The 20,725-nt window shown below is 64.7% G+C and carries 23 protein-coding genes and 1 tRNA gene; 13 read left to right on the top strand and 11 right to left on the bottom strand.

Annotation, left to right across the window (positions count from 1 at the left end; genetic code table 11):
• Positions 1 to 353: 353 nt before the first annotated feature.
• The 4 genes from JSE7799_RS10745 to dnaQ are packed head-to-tail and all read left to right on the top strand — an operon-like array spanning position 354 to position 2,987.
• On the top strand, positions 354 to 935 hold the full coding sequence (locus JSE7799_RS10745; RefSeq protein WP_083480470.1) for a Maf family protein: 582 nt from the start codon (positions 354 to 356) through the stop codon (positions 933 to 935).
• Positions 932 to 1,747, top strand: a complete 816-nt coding sequence (locus JSE7799_RS10740; RefSeq protein WP_055663603.1) for a shikimate dehydrogenase — start codon at positions 932 to 934, stop codon at positions 1,745 to 1,747. Before JSE7799_RS10745 ends, JSE7799_RS10740 begins: the two co-directional genes overlap by 4 nt.
• Positions 1,744 to 2,310: a dephospho-CoA kinase gene (gene coaE, locus JSE7799_RS10735; protein ID WP_055663602.1), complete on the top strand. Its 567-nt coding sequence runs from the start codon at positions 1,744 to 1,746 to the stop codon at positions 2,308 to 2,310. Before JSE7799_RS10740 ends, coaE begins: the two co-directional genes overlap by 4 nt.
• Complete coding sequence (gene dnaQ / locus JSE7799_RS10730) at positions 2,307 to 2,987, top strand: DNA polymerase III subunit epsilon (protein WP_055663601.1); 681 nt, start codon at positions 2,307 to 2,309, stop codon at positions 2,985 to 2,987. Before coaE ends, dnaQ begins: the two co-directional genes overlap by 4 nt.
• Positions 2,988 to 2,990: 3 nt before the next feature.
• On the opposite strand, the gene secB is transcribed toward dnaQ, so the two are convergent.
• Together secB and JSE7799_RS10720 are read right to left on the bottom strand one after the other, a co-directional pair.
• Positions 2,991 to 3,518 carry a protein-export chaperone SecB gene (gene secB / locus JSE7799_RS10725; RefSeq protein WP_055663600.1) on the bottom strand — a complete coding sequence of 176 codons (528 nt, stop codon included), beginning with the start codon at positions 3,516 to 3,518 and terminating at the stop codon, positions 2,991 to 2,993.
• 102 nt (positions 3,519 to 3,620) lie between these two features.
• Positions 3,621 to 4,097, bottom strand: a complete 477-nt coding sequence (locus JSE7799_RS10720) for an FxsA family protein (RefSeq protein ID WP_055663599.1) — start codon at positions 4,095 to 4,097, stop codon at positions 3,621 to 3,623.
• Between the two features lie 120 nt (positions 4,098 to 4,217).
• Here JSE7799_RS10720 and JSE7799_RS10715 point away from each other — a divergent pair, with 120 nt between their 5' ends.
• From JSE7799_RS10715 to JSE7799_RS10705, 3 genes are read left to right on the top strand one after another with little or no spacing between them, the layout of a single operon-like run.
• Positions 4,218 to 4,880, top strand: coding sequence for a Tim44/TimA family putative adaptor protein (locus JSE7799_RS10715; protein WP_055663598.1), 663 nt, complete (start codon positions 4,218 to 4,220; stop codon positions 4,878 to 4,880).
• Positions 4,881 to 5,768, top strand: a complete 888-nt coding sequence (locus JSE7799_RS10710) for an MltA domain-containing protein (RefSeq protein WP_055663597.1) — start codon at positions 4,881 to 4,883, stop codon at positions 5,766 to 5,768.
• The gene (locus JSE7799_RS10705; protein WP_055663596.1) at positions 5,765 to 6,349 is read left to right on the top strand and encodes a Smr/MutS family protein; all 585 of its coding nucleotides are present in this window, start codon (positions 5,765 to 5,767) and stop codon (positions 6,347 to 6,349) included. Before JSE7799_RS10710 ends, JSE7799_RS10705 begins: the two co-directional genes overlap by 4 nt.
• Here the strand turns inward: JSE7799_RS10705 and JSE7799_RS10700 are convergent.
• Together JSE7799_RS10700 and hslU are read right to left on the bottom strand one after the other, a co-directional pair.
• Positions 6,317 to 7,501 carry an MFS transporter gene (locus JSE7799_RS10700; RefSeq protein WP_245624864.1) on the bottom strand — a complete coding sequence of 395 codons (1,185 nt, stop codon included), beginning with the start codon at positions 7,499 to 7,501 and terminating at the stop codon, positions 6,317 to 6,319. The two genes, JSE7799_RS10705 and JSE7799_RS10700, sit on opposite strands and share 33 nt — an antisense overlap.
• A 77-nt stretch (positions 7,502 to 7,578) precedes the next feature.
• On the bottom strand, positions 7,579 to 8,877 hold the full coding sequence (gene hslU / locus JSE7799_RS10695; RefSeq protein ID WP_055663595.1) for an ATP-dependent protease ATPase subunit HslU: 1,299 nt from the start codon (positions 8,875 to 8,877) through the stop codon (positions 7,579 to 7,581).
• 140 nt (positions 8,878 to 9,017) lie between these two features.
• Here hslU and JSE7799_RS10690 point away from each other — a divergent pair, with 140 nt between their 5' ends.
• A complete protein-coding gene (locus tag JSE7799_RS10690; RefSeq protein ID WP_055663594.1) occupies positions 9,018 to 9,695 on the top strand; it encodes an endonuclease/exonuclease/phosphatase family protein in 678 nt (225 codons plus the stop codon).
• A gap of 68 nt (positions 9,696 to 9,763) precedes the next feature.
• Here JSE7799_RS10690 and hslV read toward each other — a convergent pair whose 3' ends face one another.
• The 3 genes from hslV to uraH all read right to left on the bottom strand — a co-directional run bounded on the left by hslV (position 9,764) and on the right by uraH (position 12,088).
• The gene (gene hslV, locus JSE7799_RS10685; protein ID WP_055663593.1) at positions 9,764 to 10,315 is read right to left on the bottom strand and encodes an ATP-dependent protease subunit HslV; all 552 of its coding nucleotides are present in this window, start codon (positions 10,313 to 10,315) and stop codon (positions 9,764 to 9,766) included.
• Positions 10,316 to 10,424: 109 nt separating this feature from the next.
• The gene (locus JSE7799_RS10680) at positions 10,425 to 11,672 is read right to left on the bottom strand and encodes a urate hydroxylase PuuD (protein WP_055663592.1); all 1,248 of its coding nucleotides are present in this window, start codon (positions 11,670 to 11,672) and stop codon (positions 10,425 to 10,427) included.
• A gap of 65 nt (positions 11,673 to 11,737) precedes the next feature.
• On the bottom strand, positions 11,738 to 12,088 hold the full coding sequence (gene uraH / locus JSE7799_RS10675) for a hydroxyisourate hydrolase (RefSeq protein ID WP_055663591.1): 351 nt from the start codon (positions 12,086 to 12,088) through the stop codon (positions 11,738 to 11,740).
• Positions 12,089 to 12,231: 143 nt separating this feature from the next.
• On the opposite strand from uraH, the gene puuE reads away from it, so the two are divergent.
• The 3 genes from puuE to JSE7799_RS10660 are packed head-to-tail and all read left to right on the top strand — an operon-like array spanning position 12,232 to position 15,628.
• Positions 12,232 to 13,629: an allantoinase PuuE gene (gene puuE, locus JSE7799_RS10670; protein WP_055663590.1), complete on the top strand. Its 1,398-nt coding sequence runs from the start codon at positions 12,232 to 12,234 to the stop codon at positions 13,627 to 13,629.
• Positions 13,626 to 14,132: an ureidoglycolate lyase gene (locus tag JSE7799_RS10665; protein ID WP_055663589.1), complete on the top strand. Its 507-nt coding sequence runs from the start codon at positions 13,626 to 13,628 to the stop codon at positions 14,130 to 14,132. The genes puuE and JSE7799_RS10665 overlap by 4 nt, the downstream gene beginning before the upstream one ends.
• A 41-nt stretch (positions 14,133 to 14,173) precedes the next feature.
• Positions 14,174 to 15,628: a uracil-xanthine permease family protein gene (locus JSE7799_RS10660; protein ID WP_055663588.1), complete on the top strand. Its 1,455-nt coding sequence runs from the start codon at positions 14,174 to 14,176 to the stop codon at positions 15,626 to 15,628.
• Between the two features lie 109 nt (positions 15,629 to 15,737).
• Here JSE7799_RS10660 and JSE7799_RS10655 read toward each other — a convergent pair whose 3' ends face one another.
• From JSE7799_RS10655 to JSE7799_RS10640, 4 genes are all read right to left on the bottom strand, one after another.
• Positions 15,738 to 15,962 (bottom strand): hypothetical protein, encoded by a 225-nt coding sequence (locus tag JSE7799_RS10655; RefSeq protein ID WP_055663587.1) that lies wholly within the window; start codon positions 15,960 to 15,962, stop codon positions 15,738 to 15,740.
• 142 nt (positions 15,963 to 16,104) lie between these two features.
• Positions 16,105 to 16,932, bottom strand: a complete 828-nt coding sequence (locus JSE7799_RS10650) for a bifunctional allantoicase/(S)-ureidoglycine aminohydrolase (protein WP_055663626.1) — start codon at positions 16,930 to 16,932, stop codon at positions 16,105 to 16,107.
• Between the two features lie 541 nt (positions 16,933 to 17,473).
• Positions 17,474 to 17,550, bottom strand: a tRNA-Arg gene (locus JSE7799_RS10645).
• A gap of 97 nt (positions 17,551 to 17,647) precedes the next feature.
• Positions 17,648 to 17,959: an ETC complex I subunit gene (locus JSE7799_RS10640; RefSeq protein ID WP_055663586.1), complete on the bottom strand. Its 312-nt coding sequence runs from the start codon at positions 17,957 to 17,959 to the stop codon at positions 17,648 to 17,650.
• A gap of 127 nt (positions 17,960 to 18,086) precedes the next feature.
• Here JSE7799_RS10640 and uvrB point away from each other — a divergent pair, with 127 nt between their 5' ends.
• Positions 18,087 to 20,279 carry an excinuclease ABC subunit UvrB gene (gene uvrB, locus JSE7799_RS10635; RefSeq protein ID WP_055663585.1) on the top strand — a complete coding sequence of 731 codons (2,193 nt, stop codon included), beginning with the start codon at positions 18,087 to 18,089 and terminating at the stop codon, positions 20,277 to 20,279.
• 206 nt (positions 20,280 to 20,485) lie between these two features.
• A partial coding sequence (locus JSE7799_RS10630; RefSeq protein WP_186201907.1) for a transposase occupies positions 20,486 to 20,725 on the top strand: 240 nt, incomplete at its 3' end.

Raw genomic sequence — 20,725 nt, 5'->3', positions numbered from 1 at the left:
AAGAAGGATGATGAAGTGGTTGGGCCTGTGAATAACGGGGATCAAACGATCTCCGTGATTCCTCCCCAACCTGGAGGCACGGGCTGACGATCCTGTCCACTCGGCTTGTGGAAATCCGCTCCGTCGGGCTTTTTTCAAAGGTGTGCAGGCTGTGAATCGATCCGTGAGTGAGGCATGTACGGGATCAGCGAAAGCCGGATCTCCTCACAGCCGTGGAAAATGCGAACTTTGTTATAGGAGATCCGGGACCAGCCGGAAAAAACCGGAGACTTGTCCTCCGCGCCGACAGCGTGCAGACCGCTCACAAGCTATCGAACAGGCTTATCCGCCCGGTTCTCCACAGGACCCTGACCATGCTGATTCTCGCCTCCGCGTCTGCCACGCGCCAACAGCTGCTTCGCAATGCGGCCATCGCATACGAGGCGCGGCCTGCGCGCATCGATGAGAATGCGGTCAAGGATGCGCTCCTTGCCGAGGGCCACAAGCCGCGCGACGTCGCCGATGCACTCGCGGAGCTGAAGGCTCTGCGGGTGCGCGGCCCGGGCCTCGTGCTCGGCTGCGATCAGGTTCTCGACCATTCCGGAACGCTCATATCCAAGCCCGAAACGCCCGACGATGCGCGTGCGCAGTTGGCCGCCCTGCGCGGCGGACGGCATCAACTGTATTCCGCGGCCGTGATTGCCGAAGACAACGCACCGGTCTGGCGACATGTCGCAACCGTGACCATGATCATGCGGGACATATCCGACGCCTACATCGCTGACTACGTGGCAAGAAACTGGGAAGCGATCCGCCATTCCAGTGGCGCCTATACGCTCGAGGGCGAGGGCGCCCGCCTGTTCCACCGCGTCGAGGGCGACTACTTCGCTGTCCTCGGCTTGCCCCTGCTGCAGGTGATCGACTTTCTCGTGTCGCGCGGAGAGGTCGTGACATGACGATCCTGGCCGGCGTCATCGGCGACCCAATTGCCCATAGCCGTTCGCCCCGCCTGCATGGTCACTGGCTTCGCCGGTACGGAATCGACGGCCAATATGTTCCTCTCCATGTACGCGAGGCGGATCTTCGCGCCACGCTGCATCTTTTGCCGCGATTGGGCTTCACCGGGATCAACGTTACCCTCCCGCACAAGGAGGCAGCGTTCGCATTGGCCGACGACGCAACCGAGCGTGCGGCGGCGATCGGCGCGGCGAACACCCTGATCTTCCGAAACAATCGGATTTTTGCCGACAACACCGACGGATTCGGCTTCATTGCCAATCTGCGCGCCGGGGCGCCGGACTGGCGCGCCGACGAACCGGCGCTGGTAATCGGGGCGGGGGGCGCGGCGCGAGGGATCGTTGCGGCGCTACTCGCGGCCGGGGTTCCGGTGGTGACGCTGGTGAACCGGACGCGGGAGCGTGCCAAAGCGCTCGCCGGATTGTTCGACGCCCGGGTCAGCGTTCGGGACTGGAGCGATGCTGGTCACGCCATGGCGGGTTGCGGGGTGGTCGTGAACACGACCTCACTGGGCATGACCGGCCAGCCACCCCTTGCCTTGGACCTAGATGCGCTGCCCCAACATGCCGTCGTGATCGACATCGTTTACACGCCGCTCAGGACAGCTCTTCTGGAGGCCGCCGCGGCGCGAGGAAACCCGACCGTCGACGGGCTCGGGATGCTGCTGCACCAAGCTGCACCAGGCTTCCAGGCGTGGTTCGGGATCGAGCCTGAGGTGGACGATGCATTGCGGGAGGCCGTTCTGGCATGACCATTCTCGGGCTCACCGGGTCCATCGGCATGGGGAAAAGCACGACCGCCAGTATGTTCCGGGACCACGGGATCCCCGTCTGGGATGCCGATGCGGCGGTTCATGCGCTCTATGCCAAAGGCGGCGCGGCAGTTGCGCCGCTTGCGGCCGCTTTCCCGGAGGCCGTGCGCAACGAGGCAGTGGATCACGAGGTCCTGCGTCACATCGCGACGGATCCGGTCGCATTGGAGCGGATCGAGGCGATCGTGCATCCCCTTGTTGCGGCGGATCGGACCGGATTTCTGCCGGAGGATGTTTCTCTGGTCGTCCTCGATGTGCCGCTCCTGTTTGAAACCGGCGCCGATGCTGTCTGCGACAAGATCGCCGTTGTCAGCGTACCGCAGGCCGTTCAGCGCGCGCGCGTGCTCGCCCGCGGAACCATGACCGAGGCGCAGCTAAACGCGATCCTCCGGCGGCAAATGCCGGACGCTGACAAACGCGCGCGCGCCGACTATATCATCGAAACGACGGACATGGATACCGCGCGCGCCGCCGTCGCGCGGATCGTGGAGGAACTGACATGAGGGAAATCGTCCTCGACACAGAGACGACAGGATTTGAGCCTGACTCCGGGGATAGGATCGTCGAGATTGGTTGCGTGGAACTCGTCAATCATATCGCCACCGGCAACGTGTATCACCAATACATCAACCCCGAACGGTCCATGCCACAGGGCGCGTTCGAGGTGCACGGCCTCGGCGACGATTTCCTCAAGGATTTCCCGGTCTTCAAAAAGGTCGGGCAGGCGTTCGTCGATTTCATCGGCGACGCGAAACTGGTGATCCACAACGCCGCCTTCGACATGAAATTCCTGAACGCCGAACTCGATTGGGTGGGGCTGCCGCGCATGCCGTTGGATCGGGCGGTGGACACGCTGGCGATCGCCCGGTCCAAGTTCCCCGGCTCCCCCGCCTCGCTCGACGCGCTGTGCCGGCGCTTCGGCATCGACAACGCCGCGCGCACGAAGCACGGGGCGTTACTCGACAGCGAAATTCTCGCCGAAGTCTATTTGGAACTGATCGGGGGCCGGCAGCCGACCATGTCGCTGGTCGCCTCCCGGACCGGCGGCGGTCATCAGGGCGAGACGTGGAAGGCCGGGCCGCGACCCGCCCCTCTGCCGTCTCGCCTCACCGAGGAAGAAGCCGCAGCTCATGCCGACTTCGTCGAAACCCTCGGAGAGAACCCCCTTTGGCGGCAGTAACGCTCAGGACGGCGTGACTTGTGCGGCTTCCGCCTGCGCGCGGCGCGTGATCTCGTTGCGGTAAAGTGATACGAAATCGATCGTTTCGAGGTTGAGCGGCGGATAGCCGCCATCGCGCGAAACGTCGGACACGATCCGCCTCAGGAACGGGAACAGCATCCGGGGGCACTCGATCATCAGGAACGGATGCATCTGCTTTTCCGGTACGCCCGTGATCTGGAAGATGCCGGCATAGTCGAGTTCCATCGCGAAGATGACATCCTCGGATTCCTTGGCCTTCGCCGTCACCTTTAGCTTCACCACGACTTCGAACTGGTCCTCGGTAGGACGCTTCTTGCCCTCCAGACCGACCTGAACGGCGATATCGGGCTGACCTTCGGAAGTTCGGCCCTTCTGGACCGAAACATTCTCGAACGACAGATCGCGGATGAACTGGCCTAGAACCTTCATCTGCGGCGCGGCCTGCTGTTCCTGTCCGGGCGCGGCGGCACCGTTCGTTTCTGTCGGTGTGGTCTGGTCTTCATCGGCCATGATCGTTCCTCGGGTGACTTCAAAAAAGGGTTGCGATCCGATACCAGAGGGGTGCGGGGCTCACAACCGGAGCCGCGGCGTAGGTCGGCGCAAGCTTGATTGTCAGTGCCGCGTCCAGCCCGAAGGTCCATCGCGCGGCGGAACCTCCACATATTCGCCCTCGAGAACGTCGCTCCTCGGGTCGACGGGGCGCGGCGCTTCGTGCGGGGGGCGTCCCATCCGGAAGGACTGAACCTTGATCCGCTTGCGAATGTAGGACAGCACCGCATCCCGCACGCCCGGCACCAGCAGCGCAAAGCCCAAGGCATCGGTGAAGAACCCCGGCGTCAAAAGCAGAAGGCCCGAAGCGAGGATCATCGCCCCATGCGCTAAAGGCCGCGTCGGATCACGCAACTCGCCGAGCGATTTCTGGATACGCGCGATCTCCGCCAGCCCCTGTCTGCGAACCAGCCAGGTGCCGAGCGCGGCGGTCGCGATGACGATGGCGAGTGTCGGCCAAAGCCCGAGCCAGCCTCCGACCTGAATGAACAGCGCGATCTCGAGGATCGGTACCGCGACAAAGATCGCAAAGAGCCACATGATCGACACGCTCCCCCGTTCGGGTTTCTCTCGGCGGGGTTGTGCTTCCCTTGACCCCGACAGCGCCTTACATATGTGCGATACTCGGGATACCAACCCCGAACCGATCCGGAGAGAGGGATGGATGACGCCGTGATACAGCTATTGGTTCTCGCCGCGATTGCGCTTTTCCTCGTGATCCGGCTGAAGAACGTGCTTGGAACACGCACCGGCTTCGAAAAGCCGCCGGTCACCGATTCCGGGCCGCGGCGCGACGACGTCCGGCGCGATTTCGAGGTGATCGAAGGTGGCCCCGACCGTGACATCACCGATCACGTCGAGGACGGCTCCGAAAGCGCGAAGGCGCTCGCCGCGATGAAGCTGGCCGAGCCGGGGTTCAACGTAACGGAATTTGTCTCCGGAGCGCGCCAGGCTTACGAGATGATCCTCATGGCATTCGAAAACGGCGACCTGACGCCGGTTGAGGGTTTTCTGTCCGACGACGTCTACGACGCTTTCCTGTCCGTCATTTCCGATCGGGAAGACAAAGGTCTGAAGGTCGATGCCAACTTCATCGGCGTACGTGAGACTTCTCTGACCGAGGCGGAATTCGACCGCGCGACCGATGAGGGTCAGATCACCATCCGCTTCGTCTGCGAAATCACGAGTGTGGTGAAGGATTCAGAAGGTACGATTGTCGAGGGCAATCCGAACGAGATCAAGAAACAGCGCGACGTGTGGACCTTCGCCCGGATCATGGGTTCCGAGGATCCCAACTGGAAGCTCGTCGCCACGGGGGGTTGAATGGCCCGCGATGGCATTTCTCAGGCCGCCCCGACCGGGCGGCCTTCGCATGTCTGGCCCGAGGCTTGGGCGGCCGATAATCTTGATGCGGCCCTGACGGCGTTTCTCAACAATTTCGGAAAAAGAAGACCCGACGCCGCGCAGGGTGCCGCCGATGCGCGTGCTTTCTTCGAGACGCATTTCCGGATGGGCGAGACTATTAAGGGCCATTTCACCGGCTATTTCGAGCCGGAAATTCCGGCCAGCCTCACGCGCTCCGACACGTTTTGCGTCCCGATCCACGCCATGCCGCAAGGCGGCTGCAGCCTCCCGCGTGCTCAGATCGAGCCTCATCTCGCCGGGCAGGAGATCGCTTGGTTGCGGGACCCGGTGGATCGTTTCTTCCTGCAGGTTCAGGGATCGGGACGACTACGCCTTGCCGAAGGTGGAATCCTGCGCGTCGGTCATGCCGGCGGGAACGGGCAATCCTACCGATCTATTGGCAAGCTTCTGATCGATCGGGGCATTTTCGGTCCCGATATCGATGCGGCGCGGCTGGCGGATTGGCTGCGCGCAGATCCGGAACGCGGTCGTGTGGTCATGAACGAAAACCCGAGCTACCCATTCTTCGCGCCGTCCAAACTGCCGGAGGATACCGGACCTATAGGCACCTTGTGCGTCGTGACCGCCGGGCGGTCTCTGGCGGTGGATCCGATGCACGTGCCGCTCGGCACGCCGATTTGGATCGAGGTCGGCCAGATTGCCCGGCTGGTGATTGCACAGGATACCGGATCGGCCATCGTCGGCCCGGGCCGGGGCGATCTGTTCTTCGGAACGGGTGACGCTGCCGGTCTTGCTGCGGGACAACTCAACCATCGCGGCCGCTTCACGCCGCTCGTGCCGCGATGAGCCGGCGTCGCAGGGGGCTGAGCGACGAGGATCGCGAGCTCTGGTCGCGCTATTCCCGCACAGCAGATCCGCTGCATCCTACCCGCCGCCGCGCAGCGACGCCGGAAAGCCCCGTCCAGAAGGCTCCTGCACCGTCGCCGCCGTCCGTTCCTCGCTTCGAGATCGGACAGGCTTCGCAGGACCGGCGGCCGACGCATTCGCTAGCGCCGAGCGTCTCCGACGAGATCGCGCGATCGCCGCTGCGTATGGATGCCAAGACGCATCGGCGCATGAAATCCGGAAAATTACGTCCGGAGGCCAAGCTCGACCTGCACGGCATGACGCTCGGGACGGCCCAACCCGAGCTCGTGCGGTTCATCCTCGATGCGCAGGCGCGGGGAAAGCGTCTGGTGATCGTCGTCACCGGCAAGGGCAAACACAAGGCCGGTGACGGGCCAATCCCAAACAGGTTGGGCGTTCTGAAGCATCAGGTTCCGCAATGGCTGCGGATGGCGCCGCTGGCCACAATCGTGCTGCAGGTGACGGAAGCGCACCGCAGCCATGGCGGCTCAGGCGCTTATTACGTCTACCTTCGCCGGTAGGGCGGACCGGGCGCGCCAGACCGCCAACGCGGCTATGGCGCCGGCTGCGGCGAAATAGAGGCTGATCGCGACCATCTGCTGCGGAAGTTCGATGCCGCGGTCAATCACCACCCCTGTGAGTCCCGGTCCGATCGCGGTACCCAGTACCATGATCGCCGTCGACATGGCCTTGATCGACCCGATATGCCGGGTCCCGTAGAACTCGGCCCAGAACGCCGTGGGAACGGTCGCTTGCGCGCCCGCACCGACGCCGAGGATCACCAGAGCGAGCCCCGCCCCCCACAGAGTCTCGGCCGTCGACAGGACAAGGAACGCGACCGCGAAGGGCAGCATGTAGAGCTGAACCAACAAGGCCGACCCGATGCGGTCGAGAACCACACCCGAAAGCAGCGTCACCGTCACCGCCACCCCCGAATAGAGCGGCAGGAGCGCGACGAATTCCGGCAGCGTCCAATCCTTCACACCCGCCAGATGCACCTGGTGAAAGAACAGAGCGGTTCCAAAGGCCGGCGGTCCGAGGAGGAGTGGCACGAGCGACCAGAACAGCGGAGTGCGCAACACCTGCAGGCGGGTCCAGTGCTGGCCGGACATTCCCGCTGAAGCGGTTTCGGCGGCCAGTGATTGCGGCGTGCGCTCCGCTCGGAGCAGGCGCAGCAGGACGGGAATGGACATGAGTGTCAGCGCCGCGCATCCAACCCATAACGTCCGCCAATCGGCGACCGCAAACATCGCGACGAACAGGATCGGCAGCACTGTCTGTCCGAAGGCAAAGCCCAGCGATGCGATGGACAGCGCCTTGCCCCGCGCCGCCACGAACCAGCGCGCCATCGCGACCGCCGCAAGGTGGCTCATCATGCCTTGGCCAAAGAAACGCAGCGCGAAGATCACCACGATGAGCACCGCTGGCCCGGTCGTGACCGCCATGGCAAGACAGGCCGTCGCAAGACCCAAGCAGACCATCACCGCCAGAACCCGAATCCGCAGCCGGTCCGCCAAGGTTCCCGCAAACACCATCGCCACGGCCGAAGTCCCGGTGGCAACCGTGTAGATCAGGCCCCAATCGCCGTCCGACAGCCCGAAGGCCGTCATGATCTTGCCCGCGAAGATCGCGATGAACACGGTCTGTCCGAAGGTCGAGGTCAGCGCGATCAACGCGCCTGCGGACAGGAATGGAACGTTGTCCCGAACGAAGCGGGGCAGCGATTGACCGCCCGCGCCCGCCGGGGAACTCACAGAACGTACCGGCTGATATCCTCGGACTTTGCCAGCTCCGCGAGGTGGCGCTCCACGAAGGCCGCATCGACGGTCACGCTCTCACCGCCGCGATCGGGCGCCTCGAAGGACAGATCCTCGAAGACCCGCTCCAGAACCGTATAAAGACGGCGCGCCCCGATATTCTCGATCGACGCGTTCACCTCGGCGGCAATCCGGGCCAACGCCGCGATGCCATCCTCGGTGAATGTGACGCTGACCTCCTCGGTCGCCATGAGCGCGGTGTACTGGCGGGTCAGGGCGTTGTCGGTCTCGGTCAGGATGCGAACGAAATCCTCCTCCGTCAGGGGGCGAAGCTCCACCCGGATCGGCAGGCGGCCCTGAAGCTCGGGCAGCAGGTCCGACGGCTTTGCAATGTGGAACGCCCCGGACGCGATGAACAGGATGTGATCGGTCTTGACCGCACCATGCTTGGTCGAGACCGTCGTCCCCTCGATCAGCGGCAGCAGGTCGCGCTGCACGCCCTCGCGGCTGATATCGCCGCCGCGCGCGTCCTGCCGGGCGGTGACCTTGTCGATCTCATCGAGAAAGACGATGCCGTTCTGCTCCACGGCGCGAACGGCTTCGCGCTTGACGGCCTCGTCGTCCAGAAGCTTGTCCGCTTCCTCGTCGATCAGCAGGTCGTACGATGCGGCGACGGTGGTGCGCTTCTTGACGCGGCGCTGCATCATCTTGCCGAACAGGTCGCCGAGATTGGCCATCTGGTCCATCCCCGGCTGACCCGGGACCGCCATGCCCATCGGGTTCGACGTGTCGGCCAGCTCGATCTCGATCACCTTGTCGTCCAACTCACCCGCCCGCAGCTTGCGGCGAAAGCTCTCGCGCGTGCCCTCGCGGGCGTCGGTGCCGGCCAGCGCTTCGATCACGCGGTCCTCGGCGGCGATATGGGCGCGCTCCTTCACGTCCTCACGCATCTGCTCGCGCACCATCAGCATGGCCGCATCCACCAGATCGCGCACGATCTGCTCCACGTCGCGGCCGACATAACCGACCTCGGTGAACTTGGTCGCCTCGACCTTCAGGAACGGTGCGCGGGCCAGCTTGGCCAGACGACGCGAGATCTCCGTCTTCCCGACGCCGGTCGGGCCGATCATCAGGATGTTCTTCGGATAGACCTCGTCGCGCAGGTCATCGCCCAGTTGCTTGCGCCGCCAGCGGTTGCGAAGCGCCACGGCCACGGCACGCTTTGCATCCTTTTGGCCGATGATGAAGCGGTCCAGTTCGGACACGATCTCGCGCGGGGTCAGGTCGGTCATCAGGGTCTCCTTTCGCGCCTACCTAAGCGGCAATCACGGAAACGCAACGCCGGTCGCGCGGGCACCGGCAGGGCCACGCGAAACGTCGGTGCGGTCCCTCCGGGGTGAAGTCGGGTTCCGCTTGCGCTACTATCCCGCCCATGCGCCTTCTGACCTGGAACATCCGCTTCGCTTTCGGCTTGGACATGCGACCGAGCGCGCGGCGCATTCTCGACGCCCTCGACGTTTTCGCACCCGACATCGTCTGCCTGCAGGAGGCGGAGGCGCGGTTCGGCGGACGCCCCTCGTCCCTGCCTCTGGACGAGGTTGCCGCACGGGGTTGGACGCCTGTGCGTCCGGCAGGTGCGGCACGAAATCTCGGCTACCGGGGCAATGCGATCCTGCTGCGCAGCGGCTGGAAGTTCTCGGATATCCGGCACCTGCCGCTTCGTGGGTTCGAGACACGCGGCGTGCTGATGGCGCGTCTTCAGGGGCCGAATGGCGGCTTCTCTCTGGCCTGCATCCACCTCGGGCTCCTGGGCTTCCACCGGCAGGCGCAGCTTCGCGCGGTCACCGAGGCTCTGGGTGAGATGGAGGGGCCGCATCTGATCGTGGGGGACACGAATGAATGGCGGCGCGGTGTGGATCTGCATGTGCCGGCGGGTTGGACGTCTCATGACGCGGGGCCGACCTATCCCTCCCGCTGGCCGGTCTTTCGGCTCGACCGCATTCTGGCCGGACCGGGTCTTGCGGTCGAGGATTTAGGCGTGCCTCCAAGTGGGTACGATCGCCGGGCCTCCGATCACCTGCCGGTCGCGGCGACCGTCGCTCCGGGCTGAAGGGCGCGACGTCCGTCCCCTGTGTTATGTCCGGCCGGCAATCGCGGCCAGCGTCACCTGTGAGAAGATCAGCCGCCGATCGTCTCGACCGTCAGGCTGTCATTGGTATAGACGCAGATGTCGGCGGCGATCGCCATGGCCCGGCGAGCGACCTCCTCGGCGGACAGGTCACCATCCATCAGCGCCCGACCCGCCGCGAGCGCGTAGTTTCCGCCCGATCCGATGGCCGCGACATCATGCTCCGGCTCAAGCACGTCGCCCGCGCCGGTGACGACGAACATGTCCCGCCCGTCCGAGACGATCAGCATCGCCTCGAGCTTCTGAAGGTACTTGTCCGTCCGCCAATCCTTGGCCAACTCGATCGCGGCGCGGGCAAGCTGCCCCGGCGAGGCCTCGAGCTTCGCCTCCAGCCGTTCCAGCAGGGCAAAGGCATCGGCGGTCGAGCCGGCAAAGCCCGCGACGATCTCCTGCCCACCGGGCGACAGGCGACGAACCTTGCGGGCGGTTCCCTTCATCACGGTCTGGCCTGCGCTGACTTGTCCATCACCCGCGATGACAACCTTGCCGCCCTTGCGGACGCCGATGATCGTGGTGCCGTGCCAGCCGGGGAAATCGCTCATGGGAACTCCGGAAAAGTGATTTGTGGTCGTTGCCGAGGGATATGGCGGTTCGGATGGCCGGATGCCACCCGCACGGGCAAATGCATCATGCCGATCGCCATCCTTTGGATCAGTCGTTCGCGGCCAGTATCGCCTCGTCGCGGTACCACGCGCGAATTGCGGCGCGTTCCCGCGGTGTGATGCCGGTACGGTTGGCGGGTGGCATGGCATGGCTGACACCGGATTGGTAGTAAACCTGCCGCGCATGTTCGGCGATGTCCTGATCGGTCTCCAGATGCACGCCGTTGGGAGCCCAATGCATTCCCGGCCAGACGGGCTCCCGGGCATGGCACATGGAGCATCGGCCGCGCACTGTGTCGGCCACGGTGGCAAAGCCGGGCGCGGCGGCCAGTCGGGTGGCTTCGGGCGACATGGCCCGCGCCTCGAGCGCATCGTAGTCGCCGTCGAACCCGCCAGCCGTCGACAGCCAAGCCATCAGCACGAACAGGAAGACCGTCGCGCCCCAGGTCCAGACCGGTCCGGATCCGGTGGCGTGCAGCGTGTTGAAATAGTGCCGGATCGTGACACCGGTCAGGAAGACCAGCGCCGCGATGATCCAGGCATATTGCGTCGCGAAGGCCAGCGGGTAGTGGTTCGACAGCATCAGGAACAGGACCGGCAGGGTCAGGTAATTGTTGTGCGTTGAGCGTAGCTTGGCGATCCGGCCATACTTCGCGTCCGGGGTGCGGCCGGCCTTGAGGTCGCCGACCACGATCCTCTGGTTCGGCATGATGATGAAGAACACGTTCGCCGTCATGATCGTCGCCGTCATCGCGCCGAGATGCAGCAATGCCGCGCGTCCGGTGAACACCTGATTAAGTGTCCAGGACACGACGACGATCCCGGCGAACAGGATCAGCATGACCAAAGTCGGCCGCGCGGCCAGCCGCGACCGGCACAGCAGGTCGTAGCCGATCCATCCCCCGGCGATGAATGCCGCCGACAGCAGCACGGCCTGCCATACGGTGAAATCCGCCTTCTCCGGGTCGATCAGGAAAAGCTCCGCCCCCGCCCAGTAGACTATGGCCAGCAGCGCCGCCCCTGACAGCCAGGTCGAATAGCTTTGCCACTTGTGCCAGGTCAGGTGTTCGGGAAGGCGATCGGGTGCCACGAGATATTTCGTTGTGTGGTAGAAGCCACCGCCATGGACTTCCCATTCCTCGCCATAGGCGCCTTCGGGCATACCCGCCGCCTTTCGCAGCCCGAGATCGAGCGCGATGAAATAGAAGCTGGCGCCGATCCACGCGATCGCGGTGATGACATGCAGCCAGCGCACCGCGAATGCGCCCCAATCCCACATGATTGCCAAATCGAACATGATCCGTCCCTCGATCCGCCCCGACGGGACTTGTTGCCCATCGGGCGCCGCGAGGAAAGCCCGGCTTAGCTGCCGCGATAGGTTGAGTAACCGAACGGCGACAGAAGCAGCGGCACGTGGAAATGCGCAGGCTCCGACATGCCGAAGCGGATCGGCACCGTGTCGAGGAAGCGCGGCGCCTCGCGCGGCACGCCGATCCGGTCGAAATATGCGCCGCAATGGAACAGGAGTTCGTAGCTGCCCGTGGCGAACGACCCCTCGGGCAGGATCGGTGAGTCGGTCCTACCATCCGCATTGGTGGTCATCTCGGTCAGCGCGGTGCGGCCGTCGTCCAGACGGAACAGTTCGATCCGCAGCCCGTCGGCCGGGCAACCACGGGCCGTGTCCAGAACATGCGTCGTCAGGTATCCGGCCATTAATCGTTCCCTTCGTGTCCGTGGCGGGACCATATCGTGCCGATCGTGCGACGGAACCTGTAAAAACACCGGCCTGTCGTAAAACTGTCTTGTAATTCCGGCGCGCGGCGTCCCGCATGGGGCAAGGCTGAAACGAGATCCGCATGAACCGTTATCCCCGCGACCTCCATGGCTATGGCCAGACACCGCCCGAGGCCCATTGGCCCGGCGGAGCGCGTATCGCGATCAACCTCGTGCTGAATTACGAGGAGGGGGGCGAGAACAACGTTCTGCACGGCGACGCGGCCTCCGAGGCGTTCCTGTCGGAGATCACCGGCGCGCAGCCCTGGCCGGGCATGCGGCACGCGAATATGGAATCGATCTACGAATATGGCGCGAGGGCCGGTTTCTGGCGCCTGCACCGGATGCTGCGCGATCTGCCGGTGACGGTCTACGGTGTCGCCACCGCCATGGCTCGTGGTCCCGCGCAGGTCGCCGCGATGCAGCACGCCGGGTGGGAGATCGCGACGCATGGGCTCAAGTGGGTCGAGCACAAGGACATGCCCGAGGACGAGGAGCGGGCCGCGATCGCCGAGGCCATCCGCCTGCACGAAGAGGTGACCGGCGCACCGCCCACGGGGTTCTATTGCGGGCGCTCTTCGGAGAATACGATCCGGCTGGCTGCCGAGACCGGCGCCTTCGCCTATGTTGCCGACAGCTATGCCGACGACCTGCCATACTGGGTCGAGGTCGGAGAGCGGGACCAGCTCATCGTGCCCTACACGCTGGACGTGAACGACATGCGCTTCGCCATTCAGGCGGGCCATCCCGACGGTGCGTCATGGGAGCGATACCTGCGCGACACGTTCGACAATCTTCACCGCGAGGGCGGGCGGATGATGTCGGTCGGCCTGCATTGCCGGCTGGCGGGTCGGCCCGGCCGGGCCGAGGCGCTGCGGCGGTTTCTCGAATACGCGGGCGCACAGCACGGGGTCTGGTTCGCCACACGGGCGCAGATTGCGGAGCATTGGTCCCGCCATCACCCGCATGTCCGGCGCGAGCGGCCGTCGGCAATGGACCGCGAGACGTTCGTGACGCGGTTCGGCGGCGTATTCGAACATTCGCCCTGGATTGCGGAACGTGCCCATGAGCGGGAGCTGGGCCCGGCCCATGACGTTGCGGTGGGCCTGCATAACGCCCTCTGCCGTGTCTTTCGGACGGCGTCGGATGCGGAGCGGCTGGGGGTGTTGAAGGCACATCCGGACCTTGCGGGAAAGCTTGCGCAGGCGAAGCGGCTGACGGCGGAAAGCGCGGCCGAACAATCCTCGGCCGGGCTCGATGCGCTGACGGATGCGGAGCGGACGGCATTCGAGGCCCGCAACGATGCCTACATGCAGAAGCACGACTTTCCCTTCATCATCGCGGTGCGCGACCACGACAAGGCCGGCATCATGGCGGCGTTCGAGGCCCGAACCGCCAACGACACGGCCACCGAGATGTCGGAAGCCTGCCGCCAGGTCGAACGCATCGCGCTGCACCGGCTCAAGGACATGCTGAAATGAATGATTTGAGTATCACCCGGGTCATCCGAACCCAAAGGCTGCGGGCCCAGACCTTCGCGCCGTTCGGACAGGTCCTCGACAATAACGGCACGCCGGAAAAGATCATCAACCGGGGTCTTTGCCGCCGCTTTCACGACCGCGCGGCGCTCGCATTTGGCGACGGACGCGCGGGCCTCAGCATCTTCGATGCCGCGCCACGCATGCTGCCCTACGATCTCGACCTGCTGGAGCGGCACCCGGACGGGTCGCAGGCCTTCGTTCCGATGCACCAGCACGAGTGGCTCGTGACCGTGGCGCCGGACGAGAACGGCGTGCCCGGCGAGCCGCTCGCGTTCGTCGCGGAGCCGGGCCAGGCGATCAATTTCGACCGAGGCGTCTGGCACGGCGTGCTGACGCCTCTGAACGAACCCGGCCTGTTCGCGGTGATCGACCGCATCGGGCCTGGCGACAACCTTGAGGAACACCCGCTCGACATGCCCTACCGCATCGAGCGCGGGGAATAGACCCGACGGCAACGCAAATCCGGCAGACGAGGATCGCGATCATGGCAGACAACTCCATCGGAACGCCGGAACAGCTGCGCGATCCCGATTACACGCCGCCGCTCGCCAAGGCCGTTCCGCTTGGCATCCAGCACGTCCTGGCGATGTTCGTCTCCAACGTGACGCCGGCGATCATCGTCGCGGGGGCGGCCGGTTTCGGCTTCGGCTCGAACTCGCCCGACTTTCCGGAACTTCTCTACCTGATCCAGATGTCGATGCTGTTCGCGGGCATCGCCACGCTGCTCCAGACGGTGGGCGCCGGTCCGGTCGGGGCGAGACTGCCCATCGTGCAGGGTACGTCCTTTGCCTTCCTGCCGATCATGATTCCACTCGTGGCGGGGCGGGGGGTCGATGCGTTGGCCGCCTTGTTCGGGGGCGTCATCGTCGGCGGTCTGTTCCACGCGCTGATCGGAACGTTCATCGGTCGGATCCGCTTCGCGCTCCCGCCGCTCGTCACCGGCCTCGTCGTCACGATGATCGGACTGGCTCTCGTGCGGGTCGGCATCCAATACGCCGCCGGCGGGGTGCCGGCCATCGGCACGCCGGAATACGGCTCGCTTCTCAATTGGTCGGCGGCGCTCGTGGTGATCGGCGTGACGCTGGCGCTGAAATTCTTCACGCGCGGGATGCTGTCGGTCTCGGCCGTTCTGACCGGCCTGATCGCCGGATATCTCTACGCGCTGGCCGTCGGCATCCTGACCACCGACGCCATTGCCGGATCGTGGAACAACGCCGCCGCCTTTGCCCTTCCGCAGCCGTTTCGCTACGGAATCGAGTTCACGATCGCCGCGATCCTCGGTTTCTGCCTCATGGCCTTCGTCTCGGCCATAGAGACCGTCGGAGACGTCTCCGGCATCGCCAAGAGCGGTGCGGGACGCGAGGCGACCGACCGGGAGATTACCGGCGCGACCTATGCCGACGGGATCGGAACCGCCGTCGCCGGCCTCTTCGGCGGCTTTCCCAACACCTCGTTCAGCCAGAATGTCGGGCTGATCGCCATGACGGGGGTGATGTCGCGCCACGTCGTCACCATCGGTGCGCTGTTTCTGATCGTCTGCGGCCTCGTGCCGAAGGTGGGCGGGGTCATCCGCACCGTGCCGATCGAGGTGCTGGGCGGTGGCGTGATCGTCATGTTCGGCATGGTAGTCGCGGCCGGCATCTCGATGCTGTCGGATGTGAACTGGAACCGGCGCAACATGGTGATCTTTGCCGTGTCCCTGTCGATCGGGCTGGGCCTGCAACTGGAGCCGGATGCGGTGGCCCACCTGCCGGATTCGGCGCGGGTGTTGATGGTATCGGGCCTGTTGCCGGCGGCATTCCTCGCCATCGTGCTCAACCTCGTGCTGCCCAAGGACCTCCCGGCCGAGACGACCGACGAGGTCGCCGGTGGCATGTCGGGCCGCGAGACGTGGGGAAAGCAGCCTGGGGGCCTTCCCACAGGCACGCCGCGCCACTGATCGGGCGGCGGCTCATCAGGGCCGGCCTTGGTTGCGAAAAGGCCCGCCGGTCGGCGACGGGCGGGCCTTCGGTGATGCAGGGCGGAAGCAGTCGCCCTGATCCGGCGACTCAGCGATAGGCGGGTGCGCAGATGCCTGCATCGTCGCAGAACACGCCGGCGAGGCCGCCGATGATGGCGCCGCGATCGCCGTTGCCCTTCACGGCCTTGGCGGCACCATAGCCGACCGCCGCACCGACAAGTCCGCGCTCCGTGTCGCTGTCGATGGCGGCGTTGGGCCCGCAGGCGGCCAGAAGGGCGGTGATGGCCAGAAGCGGCAGCAGGGTAAATTTCATGTGATCTCTCCGTGGGTAAACGTGCGGCGGCGGACCATCCGACCCGCATGTCGTCTGATTCCCGATCTACGGCGAGGGATCCGCCAATGGGAAGGTGTATCCGATAGCGGCCGCAGGACGGCCGATAGCCGCGCGTCCGCGACTAGCCGAACGGCAAGGCCGCATGCCGGTTCACGTCCTTGTAGAGCAGGTAACGGAACGGCCCGGGCCCGCCCGCATAGCAAGCCTGCGGACAAAAGGCGCGAAGCCACATGAAGTCGCCCGCCTCGACCTCCACCCAATCGTCGTTCAGGCGATAGACCGCCTTCCCTTCGAGAACGTAAAGCCCGTGCTCCATCACATGCGTCTCGGGAAACGGGATCAGGCCGCCCGGCTGGAAGGTCACGATGGTCACCGCCATGTCATGCCGCAGGTCGTCGGGATCGACGAAGCGCGTCGTGGCCCAGACGCCGTCGGTGTTTGGCATCTCGGTCGGCGCGATGTCGGCATCGGTGGCAAAGACGGGATCGGGTGCGGGTAGGCCCGTGACGGAGACGTAGCGCTTGCGGATCCAGTGAAACTGCGCGGTGGTCTTGTCCCGGTTGCGCAAGGTCCAGTTCGCCGTCGGCGGCAGATACGCGAAGCCGCCGGGGCCCATCTCCCGCTCCGTACCGTCCAGAGTGACCGTTACGGTGCCGGCCACCACGAAAACCACGGATTCGGCCGCCGCTTCCGGCTCCGGCGCATCCGAGCCGCCACCGGGCGCGACCTCCATCAGGTATTGCGAGAATGTCTCCGCAAAGCCCGAAAGCGGGCGCGCCAGGATCCAGAGCCGCGTGGCGTCCCAGCCGGGCAGGCGGCTTGTGGTGATATCGCGCAGCGTCCCCTTCGGGATCACCGCATAAGCGTCGGTGAAGACCGCGCGGTCGGTCAGGAGCTGCGTCTGCGGGGGATGGCCGCCGGGGGCGGTATAGTAGCTGTTTTGCGTCATGGGACGCAGGATGGACCCATCCGCGAAGAAGGGGAAGCCGCAACGACGCGGTTCCACCGGCCCTCACGCTCCGCTTGCGCGGCCGTGGAATACGCCCGCCGATGAAGCGTCATCTGTGTCTGCCACGGGTCGGCCAACGTCGTTAAAAGCCCGGAAAACCCGTGCAGTGGCCGGATCGGCACACGATGCGCATTTTATTCGGAATTTGAGCGGCTCGGGCGGAACGAACGCCGCCGTTCACGATTGGTACATGCGCAAGCTATACCGAAGGAATGTGCATGGCGTGGAACTGTTGGCGCCGCGCCCCAGAGATTACAGCCAGGGAGCCGAGACATGTCCGTCTATTCCGACGTGGCGATCGCCGTCCGTCTCGACGCCCTACTTGTCAGTCTTGCAATGACGGTAACCGCAGGTTGACCGCCGCCGCGAAGAACCGGAACGGCCAGCTGTCATTTTGCAGTCTGGTCGGGCCTTTCGGGAAAGCAGAAATGTGGAACCGGGTTTTCGCGGCGGTTCATTCATGCGGTCGCATGCCGCCTAGTGGCGGGCCCTGAAGGATTCGAACCCTCGACCTGCCGATTAGAAGTCGGCTGCTCTATCCAACTGAGCTAAGGGCCCGCACCAAAAATGCGGTAACCCGGATCCCGGGTGTGAGTAAAGTCTCCGCCTCGACGAAGCCCGACATGCCTGTCCTGATCCGACCGACCGGCGCTCGTCAGTGCGTCCAGGACCCGCGGCGGTTCGTCGCGAAGTTCTCACCGTAGCCACCGGCCCGGAGGTTGGCCTTGCGTCCCTGCGGGCGGAGGATCGTGTACTCGATCTTGTGATCGCGCGCGTAATCCTCGGCTTCTTCCTGAGATTCGAAGTGCAGCCTGACCTGCGCCTGAGTGTCGCGCGAACCGGTCCAGCCTGTCAGCGGATCGATCTCACGCGGGACTTCCGGCACAAATTCCAGCACCCAGTCACGGGTCTTGGCCGTTCCCGACGACATTGCCGTCCTGGCAGGCTTGAAGATGCGGGCACGCATGGTCGAGGCTCCGGTCAGAGGTTCGATCAACGAATAGCGGGCCGGGCCGTCTCGGACAAGGCGAAGTCCGCCTCTTGAACCCTTGGGTCCCGCGCACAAGTCTGACGCAGCCGCCGGAGAAGCCCAGATGCACAACAACCGTCCCGACCAGATGCCCATGCTGGCCCCCGCCGCGCCCCCCGCCGCGCGCGACAAGCTGGAAGGCGGGCACCGCTTTGTGATGCAGACCGAGTTTACGGCCGCGGGCGATCAGCCGACCGCCATCGTCGAGCTGACAAAGGGTGTGAAGGACGGCGAGCGCGATCAGGTCCTTCTGGGCGCCACGGGAACGGGCAAGACGTTCACCATGGCCAGGATCATCGAGGAGACGCAGCGTCCCGCAATCATCCTGGCGCCCAACAAGACGCTCGCCGCGCAACTCTACGGCGAGTTCAAGGGTTTCTTCCCGGACAACGCCGTCGAATATTTCGTCAGCTACTACGATTATTACCAGCCCGAGGCCTATGTGCCGCGGTCCGACACCTTCATCGAGAAGGAGTCGCAGATCAACGAGCAGATCGACCGGATGCGCCACTCGGCCACCCGTGCGCTGCTGGAGCGTGACGACGTCATCATCGTGGCCTCCGTGTCCTGCATCTACGGCATCGGATCGGTCGAGACCTACGGCGCGATGACCCAAGATCTGATCGCCGGCAGCGATTACGATCAGCGCAAGGTCATGGCCGACCTGATCGCCCAGCAATATCGCCGCAACGACGCCGCCTTCGCGCGCGGCTCCTTCCGGGTGCGCGGCGACAGTCTGGAGATCTGGCCCGCCCACCTCGACGACCGCGCTTGGCGGCTGTCCTTCTTCGGGGAGGAACTTGAGGCCATCACCGAATTCGACCCTCTGACGGGCAAGAAGACCGACAATTTCGAAAAGATTCGCATCTACGCCAACAGCCACTACGTGACGCCGCGCCCGACGATGCAGCAGGCCATGAAGGGCATCAAGGCGGAGCTTCAGACCCGCCTCGATCAGCTCGTCGGAGAGGGCAAGCTTCTGGAGGCGCAGCGCCTGGAGCAGCGGACCAATTTCGACCTTGAGATGCTGGAAGCCACGGGCGTCTGCAACGGGATCGAGAACTACTCCCGCTACCTCACCGGCCGTGCGCCCGGAGAGCCGCCGCCCACGCTGTTCGAATACATCCCCGACAATGCCATCGTCTTCGCCGACGAATCGCACGTTTCCGTGCCCCAGATCGGCGGCATGTATCGCGGCGACTTCCGGCGCAAGATGACCTTGGCCGAACACGGTTTCCGCCTGCCGTCATGCATGGACAACCGGCCCCTCAAGTTCGAGGAATGGGATGCGATGCGCCCGCAATCGATCTTTGTCTCCGCCACGCCTGCCGCATGGGAGATGGAGCAGACCGGTGGCGTCTTTACCGAGCAGGTCATCCGGCCGACCGGACTTCTGGACCCGAAGATCGAGATCCGTCCCGTGGACATGCAGGTCGACGATCTGCTCGACGAGATCCGCAAGGTGACGGGGCAGGGGATGCGCACCCTCGTGACCACATTGACCAAGCGCATGGCCGAGGATCTGACGGAATATCTGCATGAGCAGGGGATCAAGGTCCGCTACATGCATTCCGACATCGATACGATCGAGCGGATCGAGATCCTGCGCGACCTCCGCCTCGGGGCATTCGACGTGCTGATTGGCATCAACCTCCTGCGCGAGGGGCTCGATATCCCCGAATGCGGATTGGTGGCCATTCTGGACGCCGACAAGGAGGGCTTCCTGCGCTCCGAAACGTCACTGGTCCAAACGATCGGCCGCGCAGCGCGCAACGCCGATGGCCGCGTCATCATGTATGCCGATCGCATCACCGGCTCCATGGAGCGTGCGATGGCCGAGACCGATCGTCGGCGCACGAAACAGATGGCCTATAACGAGACTCACGGCATCACGCCCGCAACGGTCCGCAAGAACGTTGAGGACGTTCTGGCCGGCCTCTACAAGGGCGATATCGACATGAACCGCGTGACGGCCAAGGTCGACAAGCCCACCACCGGCGGCAACCTTCAGGCCCATCTGGACGCAATGCGCGAGCAGATGCGCAAGGCGGCCGAAAACCTCGAATTCGAGGAAGCCGCCCGATTGCGCGACGAGGTCAAGCGTCTGGAGCAGGTGGATCTGGTGGTGTCCGACGATCCGTTGGCGCGCCAGTCGGCGGTCGAGCAGGCCGTGGAGGATGCCCGGAAGGCCGAAGGACGCAGTACCGCAGGGCGGCCGGGCCAGCGCGGGGGAAATGTGAAGCGGAAGAAGCGCTAGAGGCCGGCGGCGGCCTTATCGGGCTGCGGATCGAACCGAAGGCAAAGTTCGATGCGCAAAGGCTAGTGCAAGGCGAAGCACCACATCCCCTTTAGTTAGCCCGGATAATTCACGAGAAGGCGGCGGAGGTGGCGTAACCGTCTGAAACTCTGCATTTTTTGGTTATCGACGCCAAAGATTCAGATTTCAGCAGGACGACCTCCGCCATGACCCAGTCTACGTGCTCCACGCCCCGCCTGTCACGCCTTAACGGTAAGCCGGTCCTACTCGGGTTTGACGGCGCCGACATGAGCTCCGACGCCGGCCTGACCCTGCTGCGCGAGATCGAGCGCAGGGCGGGTCTGGCGCAGCGGCTCGCAGATTGCCTGCACGATCCGCGTGACCCGGCGAAAGTTCAGCATAGCCTGAGCGACATCATCCGGTTCCGGATCATGATGATCGCGGCG

It is taken from the genome of Jannaschia seosinensis (genome assembly GCF_001408515.1).
GTDB classification, from domain to species: domain Bacteria; phylum Pseudomonadota; class Alphaproteobacteria; order Rhodobacterales; family Rhodobacteraceae; genus Jannaschia; species Jannaschia seosinensis.
Note: the sequence above shows the minus strand (reverse complement) of the source record. Positions and strands in the feature narration are given on the sequence as shown.

Bases quoted from the DNA above. Each gene is read 5' to 3' on its own strand.
- JSE7799_RS10745 (WP_083480470.1), top strand. From the start codon at position 354: ATGCTGATTCTCGCCTCCGCGTCTGCCACGCGCCAACAGCTGCTTCGC.
- JSE7799_RS10740 (WP_055663603.1), top strand. From the start codon at position 932: ATGACGATCCTGGCCGGCGTCATCGGCGACCCAATTGCCCATAGCCGT.
- coaE (WP_055663602.1), top strand. From the start codon at position 1,744: ATGACCATTCTCGGGCTCACCGGGTCCATCGGCATGGGGAAAAGCACG.
- dnaQ (WP_055663601.1), top strand. From the start codon at position 2,307: ATGAGGGAAATCGTCCTCGACACAGAGACGACAGGATTTGAGCCTGAC.
- secB (WP_055663600.1), bottom strand. From the start codon at position 3,518: ATGGCCGATGAAGACCAGACCACACCGACAGAAACGAACGGTGCCGCC.
- JSE7799_RS10720 (WP_055663599.1), bottom strand. From the start codon at position 4,097: ATGTGGCTCTTTGCGATCTTTGTCGCGGTACCGATCCTCGAGATCGCG.
- JSE7799_RS10715 (WP_055663598.1), top strand. From the start codon at position 4,218: ATGGATGACGCCGTGATACAGCTATTGGTTCTCGCCGCGATTGCGCTT.
- JSE7799_RS10710 (WP_055663597.1), top strand. From the start codon at position 4,881: ATGGCCCGCGATGGCATTTCTCAGGCCGCCCCGACCGGGCGGCCTTCG.
- JSE7799_RS10705 (WP_055663596.1), top strand. From the start codon at position 5,765: ATGAGCCGGCGTCGCAGGGGGCTGAGCGACGAGGATCGCGAGCTCTGG.
- hslU (WP_055663595.1), bottom strand. From the start codon at position 8,877: ATGACCGACCTGACCCCGCGCGAGATCGTGTCCGAACTGGACCGCTTC.
- JSE7799_RS10690 (WP_055663594.1), top strand. From the start codon at position 9,018: ATGCGCCTTCTGACCTGGAACATCCGCTTCGCTTTCGGCTTGGACATG.
- hslV (WP_055663593.1), bottom strand. From the start codon at position 10,315: ATGAGCGATTTCCCCGGCTGGCACGGCACCACGATCATCGGCGTCCGC.
- JSE7799_RS10680 (WP_055663592.1), bottom strand. From the start codon at position 11,672: ATGTTCGATTTGGCAATCATGTGGGATTGGGGCGCATTCGCGGTGCGC.
- uraH (WP_055663591.1), bottom strand. From the start codon at position 12,088: ATGGCCGGATACCTGACGACGCATGTTCTGGACACGGCCCGTGGTTGC.
- puuE (WP_055663590.1), top strand. From the start codon at position 12,232: ATGAACCGTTATCCCCGCGACCTCCATGGCTATGGCCAGACACCGCCC.
- JSE7799_RS10665 (WP_055663589.1), top strand. From the start codon at position 13,626: ATGAATGATTTGAGTATCACCCGGGTCATCCGAACCCAAAGGCTGCGG.
- JSE7799_RS10660 (WP_055663588.1), top strand. From the start codon at position 14,174: ATGGCAGACAACTCCATCGGAACGCCGGAACAGCTGCGCGATCCCGAT.
- JSE7799_RS10655 (WP_055663587.1), bottom strand. From the start codon at position 15,962: ATGAAATTTACCCTGCTGCCGCTTCTGGCCATCACCGCCCTTCTGGCC.
- JSE7799_RS10650 (WP_055663626.1), bottom strand. From the start codon at position 16,932: ATGACGCAAAACAGCTACTATACCGCCCCCGGCGGCCATCCCCCGCAG.
- JSE7799_RS10640 (WP_055663586.1), bottom strand. From the start codon at position 17,959: ATGCGTGCCCGCATCTTCAAGCCTGCCAGGACGGCAATGTCGTCGGGA.
- uvrB (WP_055663585.1), top strand. From the start codon at position 18,087: ATGCACAACAACCGTCCCGACCAGATGCCCATGCTGGCCCCCGCCGCG.